The sequence below is a fragment of the Marinobacter sediminicola genome, assembly GCF_031157525.1.
In the GTDB taxonomy this organism is placed as follows: domain Bacteria; phylum Pseudomonadota; class Gammaproteobacteria; order Pseudomonadales; family Oleiphilaceae; genus Marinobacter; species Marinobacter sediminicola.
The window spans coordinates 478,610-500,403 of the sequence record NZ_JAVIXR010000001.1 but is presented as its reverse complement, the minus strand read 5'-3'; the positions used below and the strand labels follow the sequence as shown (position 1 = coordinate 500,403).

The 21,794-nt window shown below is 53.5% G+C and carries 14 protein-coding genes; 4 read left to right on the top strand and 10 right to left on the bottom strand.

Annotated elements, in window-relative coordinates:
* The first annotated feature begins 155 nt into the window (after positions 1-155).
* The gene (gene pabB / locus RG807_RS02200; protein ID WP_309043390.1) at positions 156-1,538 is read left to right on the top strand and encodes an aminodeoxychorismate synthase component I; all 1,383 of its coding nucleotides are present in this window, start codon (positions 156-158) and stop codon (positions 1,536-1,538) included.
* A gap of 54 nt (positions 1,539-1,592) precedes the next feature.
* On the opposite strand, the gene thrH is transcribed toward pabB, so the two are convergent.
* The gene (gene thrH, locus RG807_RS02195; RefSeq protein ID WP_200369501.1) at positions 1,593-2,207 is read right to left on the bottom strand and encodes a bifunctional phosphoserine phosphatase/homoserine phosphotransferase ThrH; all 615 of its coding nucleotides are present in this window, start codon (positions 2,205-2,207) and stop codon (positions 1,593-1,595) included.
* A 242-nt stretch (positions 2,208-2,449) separates the two neighbouring features.
* On the opposite strand from thrH, the gene RG807_RS02190 reads away from it, so the two are divergent.
* A complete protein-coding gene (locus tag RG807_RS02190) occupies positions 2,450-3,172 on the top strand; it encodes a phosphoadenylyl-sulfate reductase (protein WP_309043389.1) in 723 nt (240 codons plus the stop codon).
* 29 nt (positions 3,173-3,201) lie between these two features.
* On the opposite strand, the gene cysB is transcribed toward RG807_RS02190, so the two are convergent.
* Positions 3,202-4,179 carry an HTH-type transcriptional regulator CysB gene (gene cysB / locus RG807_RS02185; protein ID WP_298447310.1) on the bottom strand — a complete coding sequence of 326 codons (978 nt, stop codon included), beginning with the start codon at positions 4,177-4,179 and terminating at the stop codon, positions 3,202-3,204.
* Between the two features lie 255 nt (positions 4,180-4,434).
* Between cysB and RG807_RS02180 the strand changes: the two genes are divergently transcribed.
* Entirely contained in the window at positions 4,435-7,176 is a 2,742-nt protein-coding gene (locus RG807_RS02180; protein ID WP_309043388.1) for a winged helix-turn-helix domain-containing protein, read from the top strand.
* Positions 7,177-7,404: 228 nt separating this feature from the next.
* Here the strand turns inward: RG807_RS02180 and dinG are convergent, their stop codons facing one another.
* The 8 genes from dinG to RG807_RS02140 form a co-directional block, all read right to left on the bottom strand.
* Complete coding sequence (dinG, locus tag RG807_RS02175) at positions 7,405-9,645, bottom strand: ATP-dependent DNA helicase DinG (protein WP_309043387.1); 2,241 nt, start codon at positions 9,643-9,645, stop codon at positions 7,405-7,407.
* Entirely contained in the window at positions 9,645-10,334 is a 690-nt protein-coding gene (locus tag RG807_RS02170) for a general secretion pathway protein GspB (protein WP_309043386.1), read from the bottom strand. Before RG807_RS02170 ends, dinG begins: the two co-directional genes overlap by 1 nt.
* Before the next feature lie 3 nt (positions 10,335-10,337).
* Positions 10,338-12,017 carry an ExeA family protein gene (locus tag RG807_RS02165; RefSeq protein WP_309043385.1) on the bottom strand — a complete coding sequence of 560 codons (1,680 nt, stop codon included), beginning with the start codon at positions 12,015-12,017 and terminating at the stop codon, positions 10,338-10,340.
* 100 nt (positions 12,018-12,117) lie between these two features.
* Complete coding sequence (locus RG807_RS02160; protein ID WP_309043384.1) at positions 12,118-13,608, bottom strand: DUF3336 domain-containing protein; 1,491 nt, start codon at positions 13,606-13,608, stop codon at positions 12,118-12,120.
* 29 nt (positions 13,609-13,637) lie between these two features.
* Positions 13,638-14,390: an MlaA family lipoprotein gene (locus tag RG807_RS02155; RefSeq protein WP_435404649.1), complete on the bottom strand. Its 753-nt coding sequence runs from the start codon at positions 14,388-14,390 to the stop codon at positions 13,638-13,640.
* Between the two features lie 60 nt (positions 14,391-14,450).
* Positions 14,451-15,572 carry a beta-ketoacyl-ACP synthase III gene (locus tag RG807_RS02150; RefSeq protein ID WP_309043382.1) on the bottom strand — a complete coding sequence of 374 codons (1,122 nt, stop codon included), beginning with the start codon at positions 15,570-15,572 and terminating at the stop codon, positions 14,451-14,453.
* Between the two features lie 122 nt (positions 15,573-15,694).
* On the bottom strand, positions 15,695-19,435 hold the full coding sequence (hrpA, locus tag RG807_RS02145) for an ATP-dependent RNA helicase HrpA (RefSeq protein WP_309043381.1): 3,741 nt from the start codon (positions 19,433-19,435) through the stop codon (positions 15,695-15,697).
* A 2-nt stretch (positions 19,436-19,437) separates the two neighbouring features.
* Positions 19,438-21,117, bottom strand: a complete 1,680-nt coding sequence (locus tag RG807_RS02140) for an AMP-binding protein (RefSeq protein ID WP_309043380.1) — start codon at positions 21,115-21,117, stop codon at positions 19,438-19,440.
* Between the two features lie 185 nt (positions 21,118-21,302).
* Between RG807_RS02140 and RG807_RS02135 the strand changes: the two genes are divergently transcribed.
* Positions 21,303-21,794, top strand: a complete 492-nt coding sequence (locus RG807_RS02135) for a MaoC/PaaZ C-terminal domain-containing protein (protein WP_309043379.1) — start codon at positions 21,303-21,305, stop codon at positions 21,792-21,794.

Genomic DNA, 21,794 nt, shown 5'->3' with positions numbered 1-21,794 from the left:
CTAGAATGCGACGTTCCAGTTCCGAGCAGGCAGTCTTCGTTTTTTTTGTATTTTCATTAGACCAGCCGCCTTCTAGGTCCGACAATGCAAATTTTGTGGCCTGAGTATCATTATTCCAATTAACCGGAGTTAATTTGCTACTTCCTGTTTCCTCAATGTTAAGTCGCGAAGACTACCAACAACTACTCGAGCGAGCCGCCACCCAATCAGACTTTGCCTACCTGGGAAGTATTGGGGCTGGTAACGGCCGCGGGTCGTTTAGTGGGTTTACGGCCTGTGCGATTGCCACAAAGATCATTGAGCCGGATACTGATTTGGTACTCGACACAAACACTCTCGCCACAGAAATGGAAAGCCTGGTTCATCGCTACCAAAGCTCGGCGCAAGAGCCGCAAACCTACCTGACAGGTGGCTGGGTGGGTTTTCTGAGTTACGAATTCGGCTACATGAAAGAACCCCGCCTTGTTCCACTGTGTCCTGCAAGTGCAACTCCCCTGCTATTTGCAGGCTTTTATCTTTGGGCTGCAAGCCACAACCGAACCACCGATACGTATCACCTTTGGGTTCACCCCGAATGCCCAGAGTGGGTGCGCAGCAACCTTCACCGGTGGCAGCACACTACACCTGTGCCCAGCGAAACCGTGACTGGGGAGACGGCAGGCTGGAAAATGATTTCGCCGTTCAAGTCGCGCCAACCAGCCGAAGAATTCGTTAACGGTGTCGGCGTGATCAAGGACTACATAAATGCTGGCGACTGTTATCAGGTGAATCTTTCCCAGGAGTTTCAGGGTTGCTATCAAGGAGCGCCCTGGGCGGCATTTCAGGCGCTGGCCGAAGCCAACCCAACACCTTACAGCGCTTTTCTGAAAACCGATTATGCCTCGGTTCTGTCGATCTCACCGGAACGCTTCCTGGAAATTCGCGGCCGCACCGTGAAAACCAGCCCGATTAAAGGCACTCGGCCAAGAGGTACAACACCATCCGACGATATGGCTTATGCGGCAGAGCTGGAAGCATCCGAGAAGGACCGTGCCGAGAACCTGATGATTGTCGACTTACTAAGGAACGACTTAAGTGTGCACGCTGCGGCCGGGTCCGTATCCGTGGACAGCTTATTTGCCCTTGAGTCCTACCGGAACGTGCATCACTTGGTCAGCCACATTCGCGCCGAGTTGGCGGAGGGCGTTTCACCCATGCAGGTGCTGTTCGATGCCTTCCCAGGCGGCTCTATAACCGGCGCACCTAAAATTCGAGCCATGGAGATTATCAGGGAGCTTGAGCCCCATTGGCGCGGGCCCTATTGCGGATCCGTGTTTTATCGGGGCCTGGACGACACACTGGATAGTAATATTGCTATTCGCACTATGCTATGTGAGAAAGAAAAGGCTACGGGGCAAGCACAGGAGCAAGGAAGTATCCGCTGTTGGGGCGGTGGCGGGATCGTTGCGGATTCAGACCCGGAAAGCGAATACCAGGAAACCCTCACCAAAGTAAAACCACTGATGGATTTCCTGGAGAATCTTACCCAGAGCGAGTAGCACCGCACTGGGCTGAAGGCCCTTTACAAAAGGCTCCTCAAAAACACCTTACGATCAAACGCTGTGAACAGCGCTCGCCTTCAGGAATTCTTTCTTCAAATCTTCAAATTCATGTACCGCCGGATACTGCGGGAACTCATCAATCACGTTTTTAGGTGCGTGGAACAGAATGCCTGCTTCCGCCTGCCCCAGCATGGTGGTGTCGTTGTAGGAATCACCCGCTGCAATAACGCGATAGTTCAATAGCTGGAAGGCACGCACCGACTGGCGTTTGGGGTCTCTCTGGCGCAGCAGATAGTTGGTGATCTGGCCGTTCTCGGCAACTTCCAACTTGTGGCACAGCAGCGCTGGGTAGCCCAGCTTTTTCATCAGCGGCATAGCGAATTCATAAAAGGTGTCTGAAAGAATCACCACCTGAAAGCGCTCGCGCAGCCAGTCCAGAAACTCACGGGCGCCTGGCAGCGGGTCCAGGGTGCCGATCACTTCCTGAATGGCAGGCAGGCCGTATCCGTGCTCATCCAGAATACGAAGACGCTGCTTCATCAGAACATCGTAATCCGGAATGTCACGGGTGGTGGCCTTGAGCTCTTCAATACCGGTTTTTTCTGCAAATGCGATCCAGATTTCCGGGATCAATACGCCTTCAAGGTCAAGACATGCCAGTTCCACAGTGATCTCCTGATTCAATGGTTCAAGTGTTAAGTCTGAATGAGAGCATGGCCTGCCCCCTGATTATGACGCGGTATCATAAGAAATATCCGGGCAAAAAGCATCGTGCATCCCGATAAAACACCAAGTCATCCAGGATTCACTCGCCCACTTGGCTATAACCATATAGATTGTCATTCCTTCATGGAATTAGTCATTTAATGCTAACCTGCACGAAACCCGCATCAAGGTATTCGTATTTTATGAGCAATATCCACGAGCTACAGAGCGAACTGGCCGGTGAAAGCCCAAGGGGAATTCTGAAGGCGGCCTTCAAGCGCTATGACAACATCGCTATTTCTTTTAGTGGCGCCGAAGACGTGGTGCTTATCGAAATGGCCCACAAGCTGACGGACAACCTGAAAGTGTTTACATTGGATACAGGCCGTCTTCACCCGGAAACCTACGAGTTCATGGATCGGGTTCGCAAGCATTACGGCATAGCCATTGAAGTGTTGTTTCCAGATACCAATGAAGTGCAGAGTCTGGTCAACCAAAAGGGTTTATTCAGCTTTTTTGAGGACGGCCACAGCGAGTGCTGCGGGATTCGGAAAGTAAACCCGCTAAAGCGCAAACTCGCAAGCGTTGATGCCTGGATTACCGGCCAACGTAAAGATCAAAGCCCGGGAACCCGAAATGAAGTGCCTGTTGTTCAAGAAGACGCAACCTTCTCTGGCCCCGGCAAGGCACTGGTAAAGTTTAATCCCCTGGCGAACTGGACATCCAAAGAGGTGTGGGACTACATCCGTATATCGGAAGCCCCCTACAACGCGCTGCACGAAAAGGGGTTTGTCAGTATTGGCTGCCAGCCCTGCACCCGCCCTGTATTGCCAGGACAGCACGAGCGGGAAGGCCGCTGGTGGTGGGAAGAAGCCACACAAAAAGAGTGTGGCCTACATGCAGGAAACCTGATTGCCCGCCAGTAAAGACTGGCGGGCGACTGCCGACCAAGCGCCTAGAGAACTGGCAGTTTTATGTCTTTGAACAAGGCTTCTATTTCACTGCGACTACTCTGTCGAGCAACCGCTGCATCAACCACATCTTTTGTCAGGTGTGGTGCGAAGCGCTGAATAAACTCATACATGTAGCCTCGCAAGAAGGTGCCCTTACGGAAGCCTATTCGGGTAACACTCGCACTAAATAGCTTTTTGGCATCCAATGCGACCAGATCCGGGTCCATTTTCGGATCGAACGCCATGCTCGCGATAATCCCAACCCCAAGTCCCAGGCGTACATAGGTTTTGATAACGTCGGCATCGGCTGCGGTGAATACCACCTTCGGCGTTAAGCCTTTCGATTTAAATGCCTCATCCAATTTCGAACGCCCCGTAAAACCAAACACGTAAGTGACCAGCGGATGCTCTGCCAGTGCTTCCAAAGTCAGCTCAGGCAATTTGGCCAGCGGGTGGTCTTTGGGCACAATCACCGTGCGGTTCCAACGGTAACAAGGCATCATTATCAGGTCGTTGAACAACTCCATAGCTTCAGTCGCTATGGCGAAATCGACCGCACCCGTTGCGGCCATTTCAGAAATTTGCATGGGTGTGCCCTGGTGCATATGCAGGGACACATCCGGGTAGGTCTCTATAAAGCCACTGATCACTGGCGGCAGAGCATATCGCGCCTGGGTGTGAGTAGTGGCGATGCTCAGCTCACCTTTGCGCTGATTACTGAACTCCTGAGCGATCTTTTTTATTCCCTCCGCTCGGCGTAAAATCTCACCAGCCTCACGAACGATAATTTCGCCCCCCGGGGTAATACGGGTGAGATGTTTGCCACTGCGGGCAAAGATCTCCAACCCCAGTTCATCTTCAAGAAGGCGAATTTGCTTGGAAATACCCGGCTGAGATGTAAATAGACTCTGGGCGGTTGCCGACACGTTGAGATCATGGTGCGCAACTTCCCAAATATAGCGCAGCTGTTGTAACTTCATTGGCCTTGTCGCTCCCTGAGTTATTAGCCTGAGGCGGACTGCAAGTGGGTGTACACGGAAAAACAGTAACTAAGAATACGCATAACAGATCCGTTTTTCATTCTTTTTTAGTATAGATGAGCACTTTGATTCAGTTTAGACCAAAATTGCGCCTGCGCAGCCTGTAACGCAGGTGTTTGTTTCTCCAGCCATTGACTTGAGATACACAAAGCACACAATCCCAGTTCAACTTTCTATCTGGCATACAGGGCGTCAATGCTGTTAACCACCAAATTCCTAAGGCCAGCCACCGATCCCAAAGCCGTGCAGCGCGAACGACTTAGCTCACTGTTAGCGCCAGGCCATCCGAAGCGGCTCAACCTTGTATTGGCCCCGGCAGGGTTTGGAAAAACAACCTTGGTAAGCCAGTGGTGCGCACGTACCAGCGGACCCATTGCCTGGCTCTCCCTCGATGAGCACGACGATGACCCCCAGCGTTTTTGGCAATACGTTGCCAGCGCATTTGAACACGCCGGCCTCACGGGGCTTGAACCCTGCCATAAAAGCCTTTCGGGTAGCACGGATGACAGCATTAACAGCGCGATGACCGCACTGGTTAATGCCTTGGCAGCGGATGGTGGCCCCTGGATTCTAGTGTTGGATGATTTTCAGTTTGCTGGCAGCGACCGTATTCACCGGCAGCTTGGGTACTTTGTGGACTACCTTCCTGCTGGCGTGACCGTTACCTTGATCTCCCGCTCCGAACCTCCGCTGCCTCTGGCTCGTTGGCGTGTGCGCCGTTGGGTGCAGGAGGTCCACCCGGCACTCCTGGCATTTTCTGAAGATGAATGCCGGGAATTTTTTCACAGCACTATGGGCATGGCCATTTCAGACCAGGATGTGCAGGCCATTTGCCACCGTACCGAAGGCTGGGTAGCGGCCCTGCAGCTTTCCGCTCTATCAGGCAATGACAGTGGTCTTGAGCAGATCAAATCGGGCGCAGACCAAAGTATTTCTTCCACCGCACTGAGCATTGACGAACGACACATCAGTGACTACGTGCTCAGCGAGGTGCTCGACAAACAGCCTGCTGAAACTGTGGCCTTCTTGCTCGACACCGCTTGCTGCCCACGATTGTGCGCCTCCATGTGCGACTCTATTCGTGACACTGCCAACAGCCAGGAGATGCTGGAAACCTTGCTCTCGCAGCACCTGTTCCTGATTCCTCTGGACAATCACAACGAATGGTTCCGTTACCACGATCTGTTTCGAGATGCCTTACTTCAGCGGATTGCACAGGCCGACCCCACCAGGGCGCACCGCCTCTGGCAACGAACGGTAGACTGGTTGCTTGACCATGGGCAAGTTCAGGGTGCCATTGCCCAGATTGTGCAGAATAGAGACTGGCCTTGGCTGGCGAGGGTATTGGCTACACACGGCAACAACCTTATTCATGGTGGGTTTCACCTGCCGGTCCTGAACTGGCTCGATGAGTTGCCCGTGGATGACGTTAAAGAAAGCCCTCAGTTGCAGATGCTGCGGGTGTGGGGCCACTTTTTCGCGAATCGACTCGATAATCTGGAACACCTGCTCGCCAATGTAGAAGATTTGCTTGATCAGCGCGTTGCTGATTCCGCTCCAGATGCCGAAGGCGCACTTGGCGTACAAAGCGAGATAACGTTGATACGCTCCTACCTTGCCCGCTCACGTAGCGATGACAAGAACGCCAGTGACCTGACTCGCCAGGTGCTTGCAGAAATAGACCACACGCAAATCCCCCTCAAATCTGTAACCTACTATGGCCTCGGCCTGGACGATTACGGTAAAGGTGACTTGCCAGGGGCCGAAGAAGCCCTGAAATCTGCAGTTCATTACGGGCAGGTTGAACGCAAGCCAAGCACCGTTCTCTCAAGCGGTGGTTTGCTCGCGTGGATACAGTACAACCGTGGCGACATGGATCTGGCCCTCGAGACCTGTACAGAGGTGCGCAAGTGGGTAGATCAACACTACGCAGACCCAAGCCAACCAAGGCTTATTTCCTGCTGGCTTAGCGCTTCTCTGACGGAAATTTTCCGGGAGCGAAACCAACTTCGGGACGCAGCCGCTCACCTCGAGCCTTTACTTGAACACGTAAACAAGGGCGCTGAGCCAGGCCAGCATATAATTATCCAGCATGTGCGCGGGCACTTGGCCTTCAGCGATGGCCGTTATCAGGAAGCCATAGAGTATCTTGCAGACGCGGAGCAAGTCGGCCGTAAACGCCGGGAGCACATTGTGTTTGAGCCACCCGCCAGCTCTGCTTTGTTTGCGCGCTGCTACCTCGCGGCTGGGCAAACCGCCCAAGCTCGCAGCATTCTTGAATCCGTCGAGAGCCATACGCTGACTAACCCGCTGAACAGGGAGCAGAACAGCATCAGCTATGCGCGGCTGTTGGTTGATGAAGGCAAGTCGGAACAGGCACTGGATATACTCGATGCACTGATGGCAGCCGCGATGCATAACGAGCATACCCGGCACGTTGTTGAAGCCTTGCTCGTATCAGCTGAAGCGCTGGACCAGCTAAACCGTCCTGAAGAGTGCGAGGACCGCCTTGCACGGGCAGTGGCTGTCGCTGCCGAGGCTGGTTTTTTGAGACTGTTTGCTGAAGAAGGTCCGCGTTTGCAGGCGCTACTGATGAAATCCCTCACCCTCAACAATGGCGGCAGCTGGCAGCGTAACCTGACCGAGATGCTTTTGAGTCCGAACAGTAAGCCCATCGAAAACGTTCCGCCAACCGCTAGCGATACTAACACCCAAGGCTCATCAGCTCAGGCACTTGCAGAGCCTCTGAGCCAACGTGAACTCGAAGTACTGGAGCTCATTAATGCCGGCTATTCCAACAAGGACATTGCGGTACGCATGGGTGTGGCACCGGCCACGGTAAAAGCCCACATACGCAACCTCTACGGCAAGCTGGACGTGGGCCGGAGAACAGAAGCTCTAGCCCGGGCGCGGGAATTGGGCATTCTAGGCGGGTGATTTTGTGACGCGCATCACATTGTATAGGAAGTTTCTATCCATGCTACGCCCTTTGGACGATTCGGCTACGCCCCCTACTCCCTTATTATTGTTTCCAAGGTGAGGCAACCCCTCATTACGAATTCTGAAACTTCAGGCCTTCAGTGTTCTTATTCTTAAAAGCCAGCCCGCGGGCTGGCTCTTTTTTTGGCCAAAAATTCACCATCCAGCTCATTTTCTTCTAACTGACTACCTTTCAATAATGCGCCGGAACGGTGGCAGTGAATCCAGCAGCAGTTGTCCATAACGCCTTGCGACAATACGGCGATCAAGAATAGTAACCCTGCCAGTGTCTTCTTCTGTGCGAAGCAACCGGCCAACCGCCTGAACCAGCTTTATGGAGGCATCCGGCACTGTTATTTCCATAAAAGGATTGCCGCCCCGCTGGGTTATCCATTCCGCCAGGCCAGCTTCAATAGGGTCGTCCGGAACCGAAAACGGCAACCGGGTAATCACCACGTGGTGCAAGTACTTACCGGGCAAGTCGATACCCTCGGCAAAACTCGCCACACCAAACAACACGCTGGCCCTGCCTTCATCGATGCGGCTACGGTGCTGGCGCAGCACTTCACCCCGGGACATATCGTCCTGGGTAATGATCAAATCCGGAAAGTCTGGTGCCAAAGCATCCCGAACCTGATGCATCTGGCGGCGGGAGGTGAACAGCACAAGTGTGGCGGTTTCCCCGGTCCAGCAATCCGGTAAGCGTTTGGTCAGCTCATCAGCAAAGCCGTCATCAGTGGGCATACAAGCCATGGCCGGCACTTCAACGGTTGCCATTTCTGCGTATCTGAAAGAACTGGGAACCACCAGCAGCCGGCTTGCTTCTGGCAACCCGGCTCTGGCCTGTAGCCGGTCAAAACGGCCGAGGGCGGTCAGTGTGGCACTTGTGAGCACAGACCCATAAGCTCGCGACCACAGCCGGGAATATAGCAGGTTGTCTGCCAGCACTGGCGAACTGAACAGGGTGATATCTTCGGCATGATCCCACTTCTGCCGCACACTCCAGCGCGCTGGAGGAGGGCTCCTATGTATCCGGCCTCGTGCTTCGGGTGCGGAGCCAGTGGCGTCATCCTGAGTATTTTGTGATGCGCCCTCAGTGACCCCCTGCTGACTTTCCGTCGCCTTTGTTGCACTGCCGACTTGCTCAGTCCAGGCCGCCCATAGCCGCAACTGGTCTTCGGCACGGCTGTGGAAGGCGCCAATGACTGGATACCAGGCTTCGGCAGTGTCCCGGTCTATCTCGTGTTGCTTGCGCTCATCGAAAGCGCCTTGCAGTTCATCTGCCAAGGCGCCCAGGTGACGGACCAGATTTGCAGTCACAATTCTGCTTTCAGCGGCTAATTCTGCCAAGGCGTCTGGCAGCTCACCTTCGGGATACCGCCATTGCGCAGATCGGCGCTCTTCATTGAACTCCCAGCCAGTATTGTGTTCGGCCTCTTCATAAACTCGGGCGAGAATGAGATCCACATCCCGCGAGGCAGTACTGATGCGTTCAACCGATTTAGCGGCTTGCGTAGCCGGCGCAAGGTAGGGCTGCATTTTCACCAATGCCTGGGATAGCTGTTTAAGCCATTGGCGGGTGGAGTTCAGAGGCACAGAGGCCGCAAAGTGATTTAATGCTTTATCGGGGAGGTGGTGAGCCTCATCAAAGATGAACAATGCGTTTTCAGGCTCTGGAAGAATAGCGCCTCCACCCAACGCAAGGTCAGCCAGCACAAGGTCGTGATTCGCCACCACGATATCTACTTCATCCAGATCTTTGCGGGCGTCGAAAAACGCACAGCTATCGAAATAACTACAATGCCGGTTCGTGCACTGGCGATGATCGGTGGTTACCTGCCGCCAAACATCGTCAGGTATCTGTTCAGGCCAGTGGTCTCTGTCTCCATCCCACTTGCGGGAGCCATAGCTTGCCAGCATTTCTTCAAAGAAAGCTCGGGTTCCAGGCTCTTCGGTGCCGGGGCTATCCAGCAAAAAAAGAGGCATGGTATCGCTGTCGCCGTTGCCCTCATCGTGCAGTCGCGATTCCAGACGGGACATGCACAAATACCTTCCACGGCCTTTGGCGAGGGTCCAGCTGAAATTCATTTTGCTGTGTTTTTTGAGGTCCGGCAGATCTTTAAGAACGATCTGATCTTGCAGTGCCACGGTTGCGGTGGAGATCACCAGGGTTTTGCCCAAGGCCCGAGCTACGGGAATGGCTGCAATCAGATAGGCCAGTGTTTTACCGGTACCCGTTCCAGCCTCAACCACGCAGGCCGCTGGTGGTGATGTGCGCTGGCCGTCGTTGTCGGTAATCTCACCCATATACCGGGCAATCTCAGCTATCATCAGGCGCTGGCCATAACGGGCGCGCACCTCTTTACCGGCCAACACATCGCGATACGCCTGCTGAATCTGCTGTTTTACGTCCTCGGTTAATGCCATTAGCGCGGGCTCACCCAGTCGCGGACAATACCCACGCGGAAACTTCTGCCTTGCTTGCTGAGAATGACGCCATTTTCTGTCACTTCTTCTACCAGGATCCCTGAAAATGCATCACCCTGACCAAGATAGTGGCCATTAATCATCACTCGGCTGGCGTAGGGATCTGTTGAATAGAGATGACTGTTGAACATCAGGTCCGGGATACTCTTTTGAAATGAAAGGGGTAACTCAACCAAGTGTGGCACACGCATTTTGGGTCCACTCTCGGCCACTTCCGGCTGCTCGCGTTGCTGGCGCACAGACGGTGTGATAATGGCAGGCCACTGGCGTTCAGCTTCAGATACCGGATTGTTTTCCAACACAGGCGGGGGGGAAACAACAGCCTGGGTAGATTCAGCCTGGGCTGCTGGCTCAGGCTCTACTTTTTCGGCTGCTGGCTCGGTTATCGCCGCCAATGCTTGCTCTTGCTTCGGTGATGGCTTTTGCGCTGTTTCCACTGTTGGCTTCGGCCAGAATACAACGGCCAGCACTCCAGCATTCACCAGCAACGCCAGGACCACCCACACCACTGAGGATGTACGTTTTTTCTTAGGGCGATGTATCAATTGCACCTGTTGCCCTAGATCAGGGACTTTACCCTGGCGGCGCTCGGTTTCAGATTTTCTGAGCGCATCAAGAATGTAGGACATGCGTTATCCCTTCCCCTCAGGCCCTTTGATCATCAGCCTCGGCACATCTGCATTGAGGTCGCTGTTGATCTGAATAACGGTCATGGCACCGGCAATACCATCAACCGTGAGCCCCTTTAACGACTGATACCAACGCACCTGCTGTTGTGCAGTCATGCGCTTGATTCTTGCCGTGTCGGCGGGTGATTCGCCGTAGGCTTCCGCAAGTTCCATCATGCGAACCCCTATCCACATTTCCTCACCGGCTACGTCTCTGGCATCGGCCCGAAAGGTCACGTAGTTCGGAAGTTGCCAGAACACGCGGTACTCGCCAAACCAGAAGGGCTCAATGCTGGAAAATGACACTTCCGCTAAGCCCTCAGGCGTCACAATTTCCGCCATATCGCCTTGAAGATGACGCAGCACAACATAACCCCGGTTGCCGTTGTCGTCCTGAAGCATCAGCATGGCCGGCCTGTCCAGATACGCCAGGCTACGACGGCTCCCCTGACGTTCCAGGCAATCAAGACCCGAGCTGCGAGCAAACTCACAGGCAATCGGCGATTCCTGCGAGTTGTATGATAAACCCCAAATACTGAACAGCCCGCGAAATGCCTCGGACAGATTCATCGCCTGATCTGAGAACCTGAAAGAAGGCACCAGTTGCGGGTCTGTTTCATCTTGTGGTGACAGCTGGACATCCGGCGAGTCTTCACGCTGTACAGTGCCGGCGAGTTGCACGGGGGCTGCGTCTACCTCGGATATCACATCCGGGCTTGACCACTGCTTATACACCCAATAGCTGCTCACAAGAGCGAGCATTAATGATGCCGTGACCAACAGGATGCCGGGCAGGTCCGGCTTGCCTGCTCCCCTGGTTGGCTTTGGCCCTATGTTTTTACCGCCTCCAACTTCTTTCGCCGCCTGCCGTATGTGTGCAACCGACACTTCGTGCTCACCTTCGGCATAGGCCCCCAACAGCGCACGATCGCTAATCAGGTTGATAAGCCGAGGTATCCCGTTGCTCAAGCGATAGAGCTTACGGACAGCCGCCGGAGCGAAAACGTCGCCGCGCATGCCTGCAACGCCAAGTCGGTAGCTGAGGTAGGCTGGCAGTTCATCGCGGTTGATGGCATCCAGGTGGTAGCGTGCAGTTACCCGCTGGTTCAACTGGCGGAGTTTTGGAAGCGAGAGTATTTGCTGCAACTCTGGCTGGCCTAACAATACAATTTGCAGCAGTTTCTTTTCTGCGGTTTCGAGGTTGGTCAGAAGGCGCAGTTGTTCCAGTACATCGGCTGACAAATTCTGAGCTTCATCAATCATCAGAACCTTATGCCGGCCGGCTGCGTGGGCCTTGAGCAGATCCCGGTTGATCAAATCTACCATCTGCTTGATGGTGGCGCCGGCCGGGTGAGCTATTTCCAGCTCGTCGCAAATAGACGAAAGTAACTCACGGGCAGAAAGCCGTGGATTCAGAATCAGGGCTATGTCTGCGTGAGCCGGCGCATTCTCAATGAAGCATCGGCTTACAGTGGTTTTCCCTGTACCCACTTCTCCGGTGATCACAATAAAGCCGCCCTGCCCCTGAACACCATACATCAGGTGCGCGAGCGCTTCTTTATGGCGTTCGCTCAAATAGAGGTATCGGGGATCAGGCGCAATAGAGAACGGAGGCTCTCTGAAGCCGAAGAAGTCGTAATACATGGGCGTCCAGTCTAATGCTCAGGCGCCGGGCTGATCGGTAAATTACCGAGCCAGGCTCTTTAGCTGCGTATCATACCGCCCGCCTCGCCAGCCTGTCATCTCAGGATGTTCCGGAATCAGCACTGTTTATCAGCCTGAGATCCGCAGCACTCTGGCTGTTTTTCTGTTTCAGGCGGCGCACGCAACGCTCCAGCGTTTTGGATATACGCGCATGGGAACGGATCATTGAAATTTTTGGCCAGGTTGCGCGCTCGCCTGCCAGGGTCATTTCACGCACAAACTCCGGCTTCGGGTCGGCCAGCATTCGGGTGTAATCCATGAGGCCATAGGTGGGCGCAATGGTTATGTCTCCAGAGTACCGCTGGGCCATGATCGTGTACATGTGGCCGTATATCTGCCGCAACAGTTCAGGGCGAGCACGTTTTCGGAGGTAATCGAACACTCCTTGCCCATGAAACTGAATCTCGGATTTAAGCAAGTGCAGTGGCAACCTGGCCAAAGACAATTTGTCATCAGTGCCACGATCGCTCAAAAAAGGAACAACGTGGGGATTGGTCTGGCTCACGATGGTGAAATTCACATCATAGAGATGCATCAGCCGCTCAATGGGCAGATCGCTCACAACAGAACCATCCACAAACTTCAGCCTTGGCATATAAGGCAATGCCTGACCCTGAAGATCTTTTTTCATCAATGTAACCGGCGGGAAAATACCCGGTACCGCCGCACTGGCTAGCGCAGCGCTCCACACCATCAGATAAGGTGAGGTGTAACCAGATAACAGTCGCGCCTTCTGATGGGCCTGCACCGGCGACACGCTCATGTTAATCGAGCGGCCCGTACGCTGGTAGGCCTCTTCAAACGTGTATTCACCAATGTTCGTTCTAAGGCACGAGCGCAGCTGCTCCTGATCCATTAAACCTTCACCGCGCATGGCACTGATGATGCCCCGCCACTTCCAGGCTTTCAGATTGTGGTTCTCCGGAACCAGCATCTCAGGGATTTCAGCGTCTGTATGCACGCCCAGCATGCCCGCAACAATAGCGCCGGCGCTAGAGCCCGTAACCACCTGAGGCAGCAGCCCTCTTTCCCACAGTGCTTTGATAACCCCGAAGTGAAACATGCCAAGGCTGGCACCACCACTTAACAAAAGTGTTGGTCTGCCATAACTGGTAAGGGTGTCGCGAAAAAACTGAAGTTTGTCAGCAACCGGAAAACCGGGCACCGGGTGATCGCACAGGAAATCCAGGGCTTCACAGGCCTGCGCGATGTACTCTTCAATCAGGTGCTTGGTCCCAACCCGGGAACGTGTGTAAAGCGCCGGGTTACCCATATTGCCAAGATCGTGATGGAGCCCCTCACGCAGTGCGCGCTTGAGGCGTTCAAAATCGTTCTGTTGGCGATACTGTTTAATGCTGCTCAGACGGTCATACAGCAATTCGTAGTGATAATGCTCTGAGACAAAATCCTCTTTCCACTCAGCATTACCTTCCAGAAAATCCAGCTCCAGAGCCGCAGCCTTCCACACCTCATAATTTGGTGCCTCAGCCAGCATTTTGCGGAATTTACTAATCCTTGGATCTTTAAGCACCGCGTGTCTCCTTCACCAAGAAATCCGAATCAGAAGTCGTCCAGCATCAAGTCATCATCGTCTTCGCTGGCAAATGGATCTTGGGTCACCCTGCCATCATTAATAAGAAATTCTCTGCGCTGCAAGAAGGCGTTGCGTACAAAAATATATACGTCACCAGAAATAAAGCCCTCTGCGGGAATCAGGTCTGCCCGTTTATCAACAATCTGGACGCCTCGGGCATAATAGTTATAAGGGCTGTCAACGTTGTCCCACAGCGATGGTAACGCAAACCCATCCGCACCCAATCCAGTGAGGTGCCGTGGGCTGGATGGCCCAAGGAATGGAAGCATCAGATAGGGGCCAGAACCCGCACCCCAATATCCTAGAGTTTGGCCGAAATCTTCGGGCCGCTCAGGGAGATCAAACGCTGTAGCAACATCAATCAATCCACCCAGGCCAAACACAGTGTTGTAGGTGAAACGCCCGGCAGCGACAACAGCCGATTCGCCCTTCAACTGGAATATGCTGTTAGTGAAATTTCGCACTTCCGACAAATTATTGAAAAAGTTCGTGATGGCTCGGTCGACAATATCCGGCATGAACGTTCGGTAGGTTTGAGCTACCGGCCGCAACGCCCAGCGATCAATTGTGTCGTTGAATGTGTAAACCTTGCGGTTCCAGTTCTCGTAAGGGTCCTGCGGGTTAACGGTACGCGCACCTTCAGGGGCAGGCTCCGCTGCGTTCTGAGCTTTGGCGGTGCCAGCGACCAACACCAGTGCCAGCACTGCCATAAGTTGCATGGCAGCATGCCAGCTCCGGGGTAAAAGTTTTGTCATGCTCAACTCTTGGATTGTCGACTTTTAGCGCCGGCGTACTACAACACTGCCAATGGAATAACCTGCACCGAAGGAGCATATAACACCCGTATCACCGGTTTTCAGGTCGTCTTTGTGCTTATGGAACGCAATAATGGAACCTGCGGAGCTGGTATTAGCGTACTCATCAAGAATCACCGGCGCTTCATCTTCAGCAGCATCGCGGCCAAGCACCCTGCGGGCGATCAGCTGATTCATATTCAGGTTTGCCTGATGCAGCCACATTCTGCGCAGATCGTCCGGCGCAAGCGACAAGCTCTGAAGATGATTCTGGATCGTTTCAGCAACCAGCGGCGAAACTTCCTTGAATACCTTACGACCCTGCTGGATAAATAGTTTATCCGGCTGACCAATTCCCGATTCATCCGCACGATTCAAAAAGCCGAAGTTGTTCCGGATATTGTTAGAAAAGGTGGTTGTCAGGCGAGTACCAAGAATTTCAAAGCCCTGCCCTGGTTCAGTATTTTCTTCCCGCTCTACCAGAATAGCCGTGCACGCATCACCAAAAATAAAGTGGCTGTCGCGCTCGCGGAAATTCAGGTGGCCAGAACAAATTTCAGGGCTTACAACCAACACAGCCCGGGCAGCTCCGTTCTCGACAGAGTTCACTGCGGCTTGCAGGCCAAAGGTTGCAGAGCTGCACGCCACGTTCATGTCGTAGGCAAAGCCTTGAATACCCAATGCAGACTGAACTTCTATCGACACGGCGGGATAGGCACGCTGCATGTTTGAGCAGGCAACGATAACTGCGTCTACATCGTCGACAGTCTTGCCCGCCTGAGCGAGTGCTTCTTTGCACGCCACAACGGCCATATCACACTGCACAGATTGCTCATCGTTCCCACGCTCGGGAATATACGGAGCCATGCGTTTGGGATCAAGAATGCCAGTTTTGTCGATAACGTGCCGGCGTTTGATACCTGAAGCTTTTTCTATGAACGCTGAAGAGGACGGCTGCAACGGCTCGATTTCACCGCGCTCAATCGCGTCAGCGTGCTCCGCGTTATACAGTTCGACATACTGGTTAAAGGCTTCGACCAGTTCATCGTTATCGATGGTTGCCGGCGGTGTGTACAGGCCGGTTCCGGAAATGACGGCTTTAATCACGCTAACCCCACGTCATGAATATGAAAATAAGAAGAAAGGAAAATCGCACTTTCAGAAATACTAACACAGTCCGCAGAATTTGCCCGCCCCACTGCCTCCGACCAAAGGCGGGCACTCGCTTGTTATACGCGGGTTAACTGCCACTGCTTATCAAGACGCTTGGCGGATACTGTCATGGCGGTGCCCAATTGTTGGGCAAAAAACGACACCCGGAATTCCTCGAGCATCCATCGGTATATAACTAACTCCGGATCCCGCACACCCTGCTTTTGCTGTTCATCCCGCTTGCTGACGTAACGCGTCCATAGCGGCTCCATAGCATGAAGGAATTCCCGCTCACGGCCCATTTCCCTTGGCATTTTTTCAAGCCGAACCAGCGCAGCTTCAAAATAGCGGCCAAACTCCGCCAGCCATTCAGGCGGTGTAGCGACCAAAAAACCGGGATAGACAAGATTCTGCAATTGGAATTTCAAGTCCGCCATACTGTTTGCCAAGGCGAGGTTGATTTTGCCTTTCAGCTTCTTGGCAATCTTTTGGTAGCCAGTCATGGCCTGAAACAGGCGTTCGTCGGCTTGCTCAAGGGCCGGAATAAAATCCCCCCTGTGCCGGTCAAACAGCGCATCAAATGCCGTCCGGGAGTCAGGGACCTGATCCTGTAAAAAATGCGCCATCGCCGTGGACAAGAGCAGATCGTCGAGAAGTAGCTTTGCCTTGCCAATAGGTGCGAACATTAAGGCGGACTGTTTGAAGCGCGGGAGTTTCCGCTCCAGATCGTCCAGCGTATTGCCAAACCTGTTGAGAATAAGGCGCGCAACACCTTTACGGGTTGTATCCGCAGCGCTAAGTCGGTCCAGACAGCGAATTTCTTTGACCGATTTACCCATATCCTCAAGTGCCGGGTACACCGTAATCTGCATGCCGCCTTTTTCAGTTTGAACCTTGACGGGCAACTCACCAAACTCCCATTCGGTGTATTCACTGGCAGGCTTTTGTTCTGTGCTTTCGCTCGTTGCTGATGCCAATGCCGCCTCGGCACGACCTTCCAGTTGATCCTGAAGTACCCCTGCCTCACGGCTTTCGGCGATAACCTTACCGCCGTCTCCGAGAACTCTCAGGTTCATCCGCAGATGTCGTGGCAGCTCATCCCTCGGCCAGATTTCCGGATCAATGCGCACACCCGTCATTCTGCGCAGCTGCTCTCCCAGTTGGATAGCCAAAGGCTCGTTAGAGGGCTGCAAGTTTGCGATGGCTGCATCGACAAAGTCTGGCACCGGAACAAAATTTCGCCGCAGCGCCTTCGGAAGCCCTTTCACCAACGCTATGCACTTTTCTCTGAGCAGCCCTGGCACAAGCCATTCCAGGCGCCGTGATGGAATCTGTCGAAGCGCCATAAGTGGCACATGAAGGGTAACGCCATCACGCGCGCTGGTGGGTTCAAACTCATAGCTGAGCGGGTAGCGCACCCCTTCCCATTCCAGAAAATCCGGGTAAAGCTCGGCCGCCTGAGCATCCACCGGGCGCTGCAGAACATCTTCTTCTGTCAGTTCAAGGTTGCGCAGCTCTTCCGCAGTCAGACCTTTCCACCAGCTTTCAAAGTGACGACCACTAACAATTTCTGCTGGCAAGCGTTCGTCGTAGAAGCTGACCAGCACTTCATCGTCTACCAGCAGATCCCGCCGACGGGTTTTGCTTTCAAGATTTTCTACGCTTGTAAGCATTTCGCGGTTGCGTGCAATAAACGGTGCTTTAGACCGGTAATCACCTTCCACGAGGGCGTGGCGGATAAACAGGTTTCGGCACTCAACCGGGTCTATTTTACTGAATGCGATGCTGCGCTTGGGCACAATATCCAGGCCGTACAGGGTGATTTTCTCATACCCCATCACTTGAGCTCGTTTCTGCTCCCAGTGCGGTTCAAAATAGTGATGCTTCACCACATGCCCAGCCAACGGCTCGATCCATTCAGGCTGAATTGACGCGACCATACGGGCAAACACTCGGCTGGTTTCCACGATTTCTGCGGCAACAATCCACTTGGGTCCGATTTTGGAAACCTTCGACCCCGGAAAGATCATTACTTTGCGATTACGGGTAGCCAGATATTCCTTTTTCTCTACCTTGGTGGCTACTTGCCCGAGCAGTCCCGCCAAAATCGCCTTGTGCATGGCTTCGTAGGACGCAGCGTCCTTATTGAGTGACAACCTTTGCTCACGGCAAATCAGCGTGAGCTGTCGGTGTATATCTCGCCATTCCCGCATACGCATCCAGCTAAGAAAGTTCTTCTGACATAGCTTCCTTAACTGGTTCTGTGTCAGTTCCTGGCGCTGTTCTTCGTAGAAATTCCAGATATTGAGCAGGGTGGCAAAATCGGACTCTTTGTCATTGAACGGCGCATGGGCCTGATCAGCTGCTTGCTGTTTGTCTTGGGGCCGCTCTCTCGGGTCCTGCACCGTCAGCCCTGCAATAATCACCAGCGTCTCTGTGAGGCTACCGTGATCTGCGGCGGTTACCAGCATCCGTGCGAGTCGTGGATCCAGCGGCAGCTTGGACATAGTACGACCAAGCTTTGTTACCCGGCGCTTGTCGTCCACCGCACTGAGCTCTTCCAGCAACTTGTAGCCATCATTAATCAGGCGCTTATCGGGCGCCTCTATAAACGGGAAGTGGCGAATTTCTCCAAGGCCGGAAGTGGCCATTTGCAGAATTACGGCAGCCAGATTGGTGCGGAGTATTTCGGGATCTGTGTATTCGGGCCTATTGAGAAAGTCGGCCTCGTCATACAGGCGAAAACAGATACCGGGCGCAACCCGGCCACAGCGCCCTGCCCGCTGGTTAGCACTGGCCTGGGATACAGGCTCAATGGGCAGGCGCTGAATCTTTGATCGAACACTGTACCGGCTAAGCCGTGCGACACCGGTATCTATAACGTAGCGAATACCCGGGACTGTCAGTGAGGTTTCCGCCACGTTGGTTGAGAGCACAATCCGACGACCACGATGATTCTGGAATACCCTATTTTGTTCTTGATTGCTCAGCCGGGAATACAGAGGAAGCACTTCAGTGTGCCTCAACTCCGCATGTCGCAGCATCTTACTCAGGTTACGAATCTCCCGTTCACCTGGCAGGAATACAAGCACATCGCCCGGGGGTAACTTAGCGCTACGCTCATGCTGCTCAATTTCATCCATCACCGTGAGCACGCCGTCGTTCCAGCCCTGATCGCGATCGTCTTCGTCGCCTGTTAATGGGCGATACTGGATATCTACAGGGAAGGTTCGGCCGCTGACTTCCAGCACCGGTGCCTTGTTGAAGAATTCGCTGAAGCGCTCCACCTCAATGGTCGCAGACGTGATAATAACTTTCAGATCAGGGCGCTTGGGCAGAAGTTGTTTGAGATAGCCCAAAAGGAAATCGATGTTCAGGCTGCGTTCGTGGGCCTCATCGATAATCAGCGTGTCGTAACGCTTGAGATAACGGTCGTGCTGAACCTCGGCCAGCAGAATCCCATCAGTCATGACTTTGACACGGGTCTGGTCGGAGGTGTTATCGGTAAAACGTACCTGATAGCCAATCTGCTGGCCCACCTGTTCGCCAAGTTCATCGGCGATACGGGCTGCCACACTGCGGGCTGCAATACGTCTTGGCTGGGTATGACCGATAAGGCCGCGAATGCCGCGGCCCATGTTCATGCAGATTTTGGGAATCTGGGTGGTTTTACCGGAACCGGTTTCCCCTGCAACGATGACAACCTGATGGTTTTCGATCGCTTTACGGATGTCATCCACACGATCAGAAACCGGCAGCCCTGCCGGAAAACTGATCGGTTTGTGCAGGGCCGCCCGGATATCAGCTCGAGCAGTCACCGTTATTGCTTATTCTCTGGCTCGTCGCGCAGCTCGCGGCGCAGGATCTTACCTACGTTGGTTTTTGGCAGCTCATCGCGGAACTCAAAGAAGCGAGGTACTTTGTACGCTGTCAGGCGCTCACGGCAGAACTCTTTGAGTTCGTTTTCAGTGACGCCCTCAGCGGTAGCAACCAGGTACACCTTAACCGCTTCACCACTCTTGGCATCGGGAACACCCACGGCAGCACACTCGACTACTTTCGGGTGGCTGCTTACCACATCCTCGATCTCGTTCGGGTAAACGTTAAACCCGGAAACAATAATCATGTCTTTCTTGCGATCGACAATACGGATGTAGCCGTCTTCCTGAATCACGGACACGTCGCCGGTCTGAATGTAACCGTCTTCGGTGAAGGATTTGCGGGTGTCTTCCGGGCGCTGCCAGTAACCGCGCATTACCTGTGGGCCTTTCACGCAAAGCTCACCGGGCTCGCCCAGCTTGGTTTCGTTGCCATCGTCATCAATGGTCTTGACCATCGTGGATGGCACTGGCAGGCCAATGGTGCCCAACTGGATGGCACTGCGGGGGTTGAAGGTCACCACCGGTGAGGTTTCGGTCATGCCGTAACCTTCGGAGATTGGGCAACCAGTTACCCGCTCCCACATTTTGGCAGTGTCGCTGGTCAGCGCCATACCGCCAGAGGATGTGAGCTTGAGGTGGCTGAAATCCAGCTCCTGGAATTCCTTGTTATTACACAGGGCAACAAACAAGGTGTTGAGCCCCAGAAATGCCGTGAACTTGTGGTTTTTCAGCTCTTTCACAAAACCTGGAATATCACGTGGGTTCGGGATCAGAATGTTGTGACCGCCGGCCTCCAGCATAATGCCGCAGTTCAGGGTGAACGAATAGATGTGGTAAAGAGGCAGAGGCGCAATAACGATTTCCTGCCCTTCTATGACGGTATCTTCCATCATCGGGCGGACCTGCAGCAGGTTCGCTACCAAATTAGCGTGGGTGAGCATCGCGCCTTTGGCCACGCCGGTTGTGCCACCGGTGTACTGAAGCACGGCAATATCGTCGGATTTGACCTGAACCGGAGTAAACGTCTCACGGGCGCCCGCGCTGAGGACAGCCGGCAGCTTGTGAGCTTGTGGGAGGTTAAACGGTGGCACCATCTTTTTCACATGCTTTACAACCGCGTTCATCAGTGTGCGCTTGATGGGCGAATGCATGTCCGCAATTTCAGTTACGATTACGTGTTCAATACTGGTATGAGGCAACACTTTTTCAGCGTTTTCGGCCATGTTAGCCAGCACTACCAATGCTTTGGCGCCAGAATCGTTAAACTGGTGTTCCATCTCGCGAGTGGTGTAAAGCGGGTTGGTGTTAACCACAATCAAGCCAGCGCGCATGGCACCAAATACGACAACCGGGTACTGGCCCAGGTTGGGCATTTGTACGGCGATACGGTCGCCAGGTTTCAAATCGGTATTGTTTTGCAGCCAGGCAGCAAAATTCCGTGTTTGGGTATCCAGATCACGATAGGTAAGAGTCGCACCCACAGCACTGAAGGCTGGGCGGTCAGCGTATTTTTTAACCGCCTGTTCAAATACATCCACCATGCTGCTGTATTTGTGCAAATCCACGTCACGGGGAATACTGGCAGGGTATTTGTCTTGATAGAACTTCTCGAAATCCATCACCATCTCCTGTCTAGCGCTTCTATTTATAGTGATTCACGTACATCGAGCGACAGCCTGGTCAACTCGACATAAGTATCAGCCTCAAAAAAGTGGGGAGAGAATAGCAGTTTTGCTATCGATGAGGTAGTTTCAAACGCTAACCCAAACACCAGCAGTCACACGCCTTGATCAGGGAGCAGATGATGAGCGACACCTTGGATACTCTTGAAAACATCACTTACGACGAGCTAAATCAGGGCGATACCGCAACGTTTACGCGATCACTTACAGAAAAAGAGCTCGTGTTGTTCGCGGCTGTGTCGGGGGATTATAATCCGGTGCACCTGGACCAGGATTATGCCGCCGGTTCTATGTTCGGGGAGCGTATTGCCCATGGAATGTGGAGTGGATCATTGATTTCCGCAGCACTTGCCACCGTTATGCCAGGCCCGGGTACGGTCTATCTGGAACAGAGCCTTGCATTCAAGCGCCCCGTGAAACTGGACGACACGCTTACGGTTAATCTTACGGTGCTAAGCAAAGAGCCCAAAAACCGGGTGATCTTCCAGTGCGATGTGATCAACCAGAATAATCAAAAGGTTGTTACTGGAGAAGCCAAAGTCATTGCGCCGTCAGAAAAGGTGAATCTCTACAAACCAACGCTCCCGAAAATCTCCATTGATGGCTACGACTGA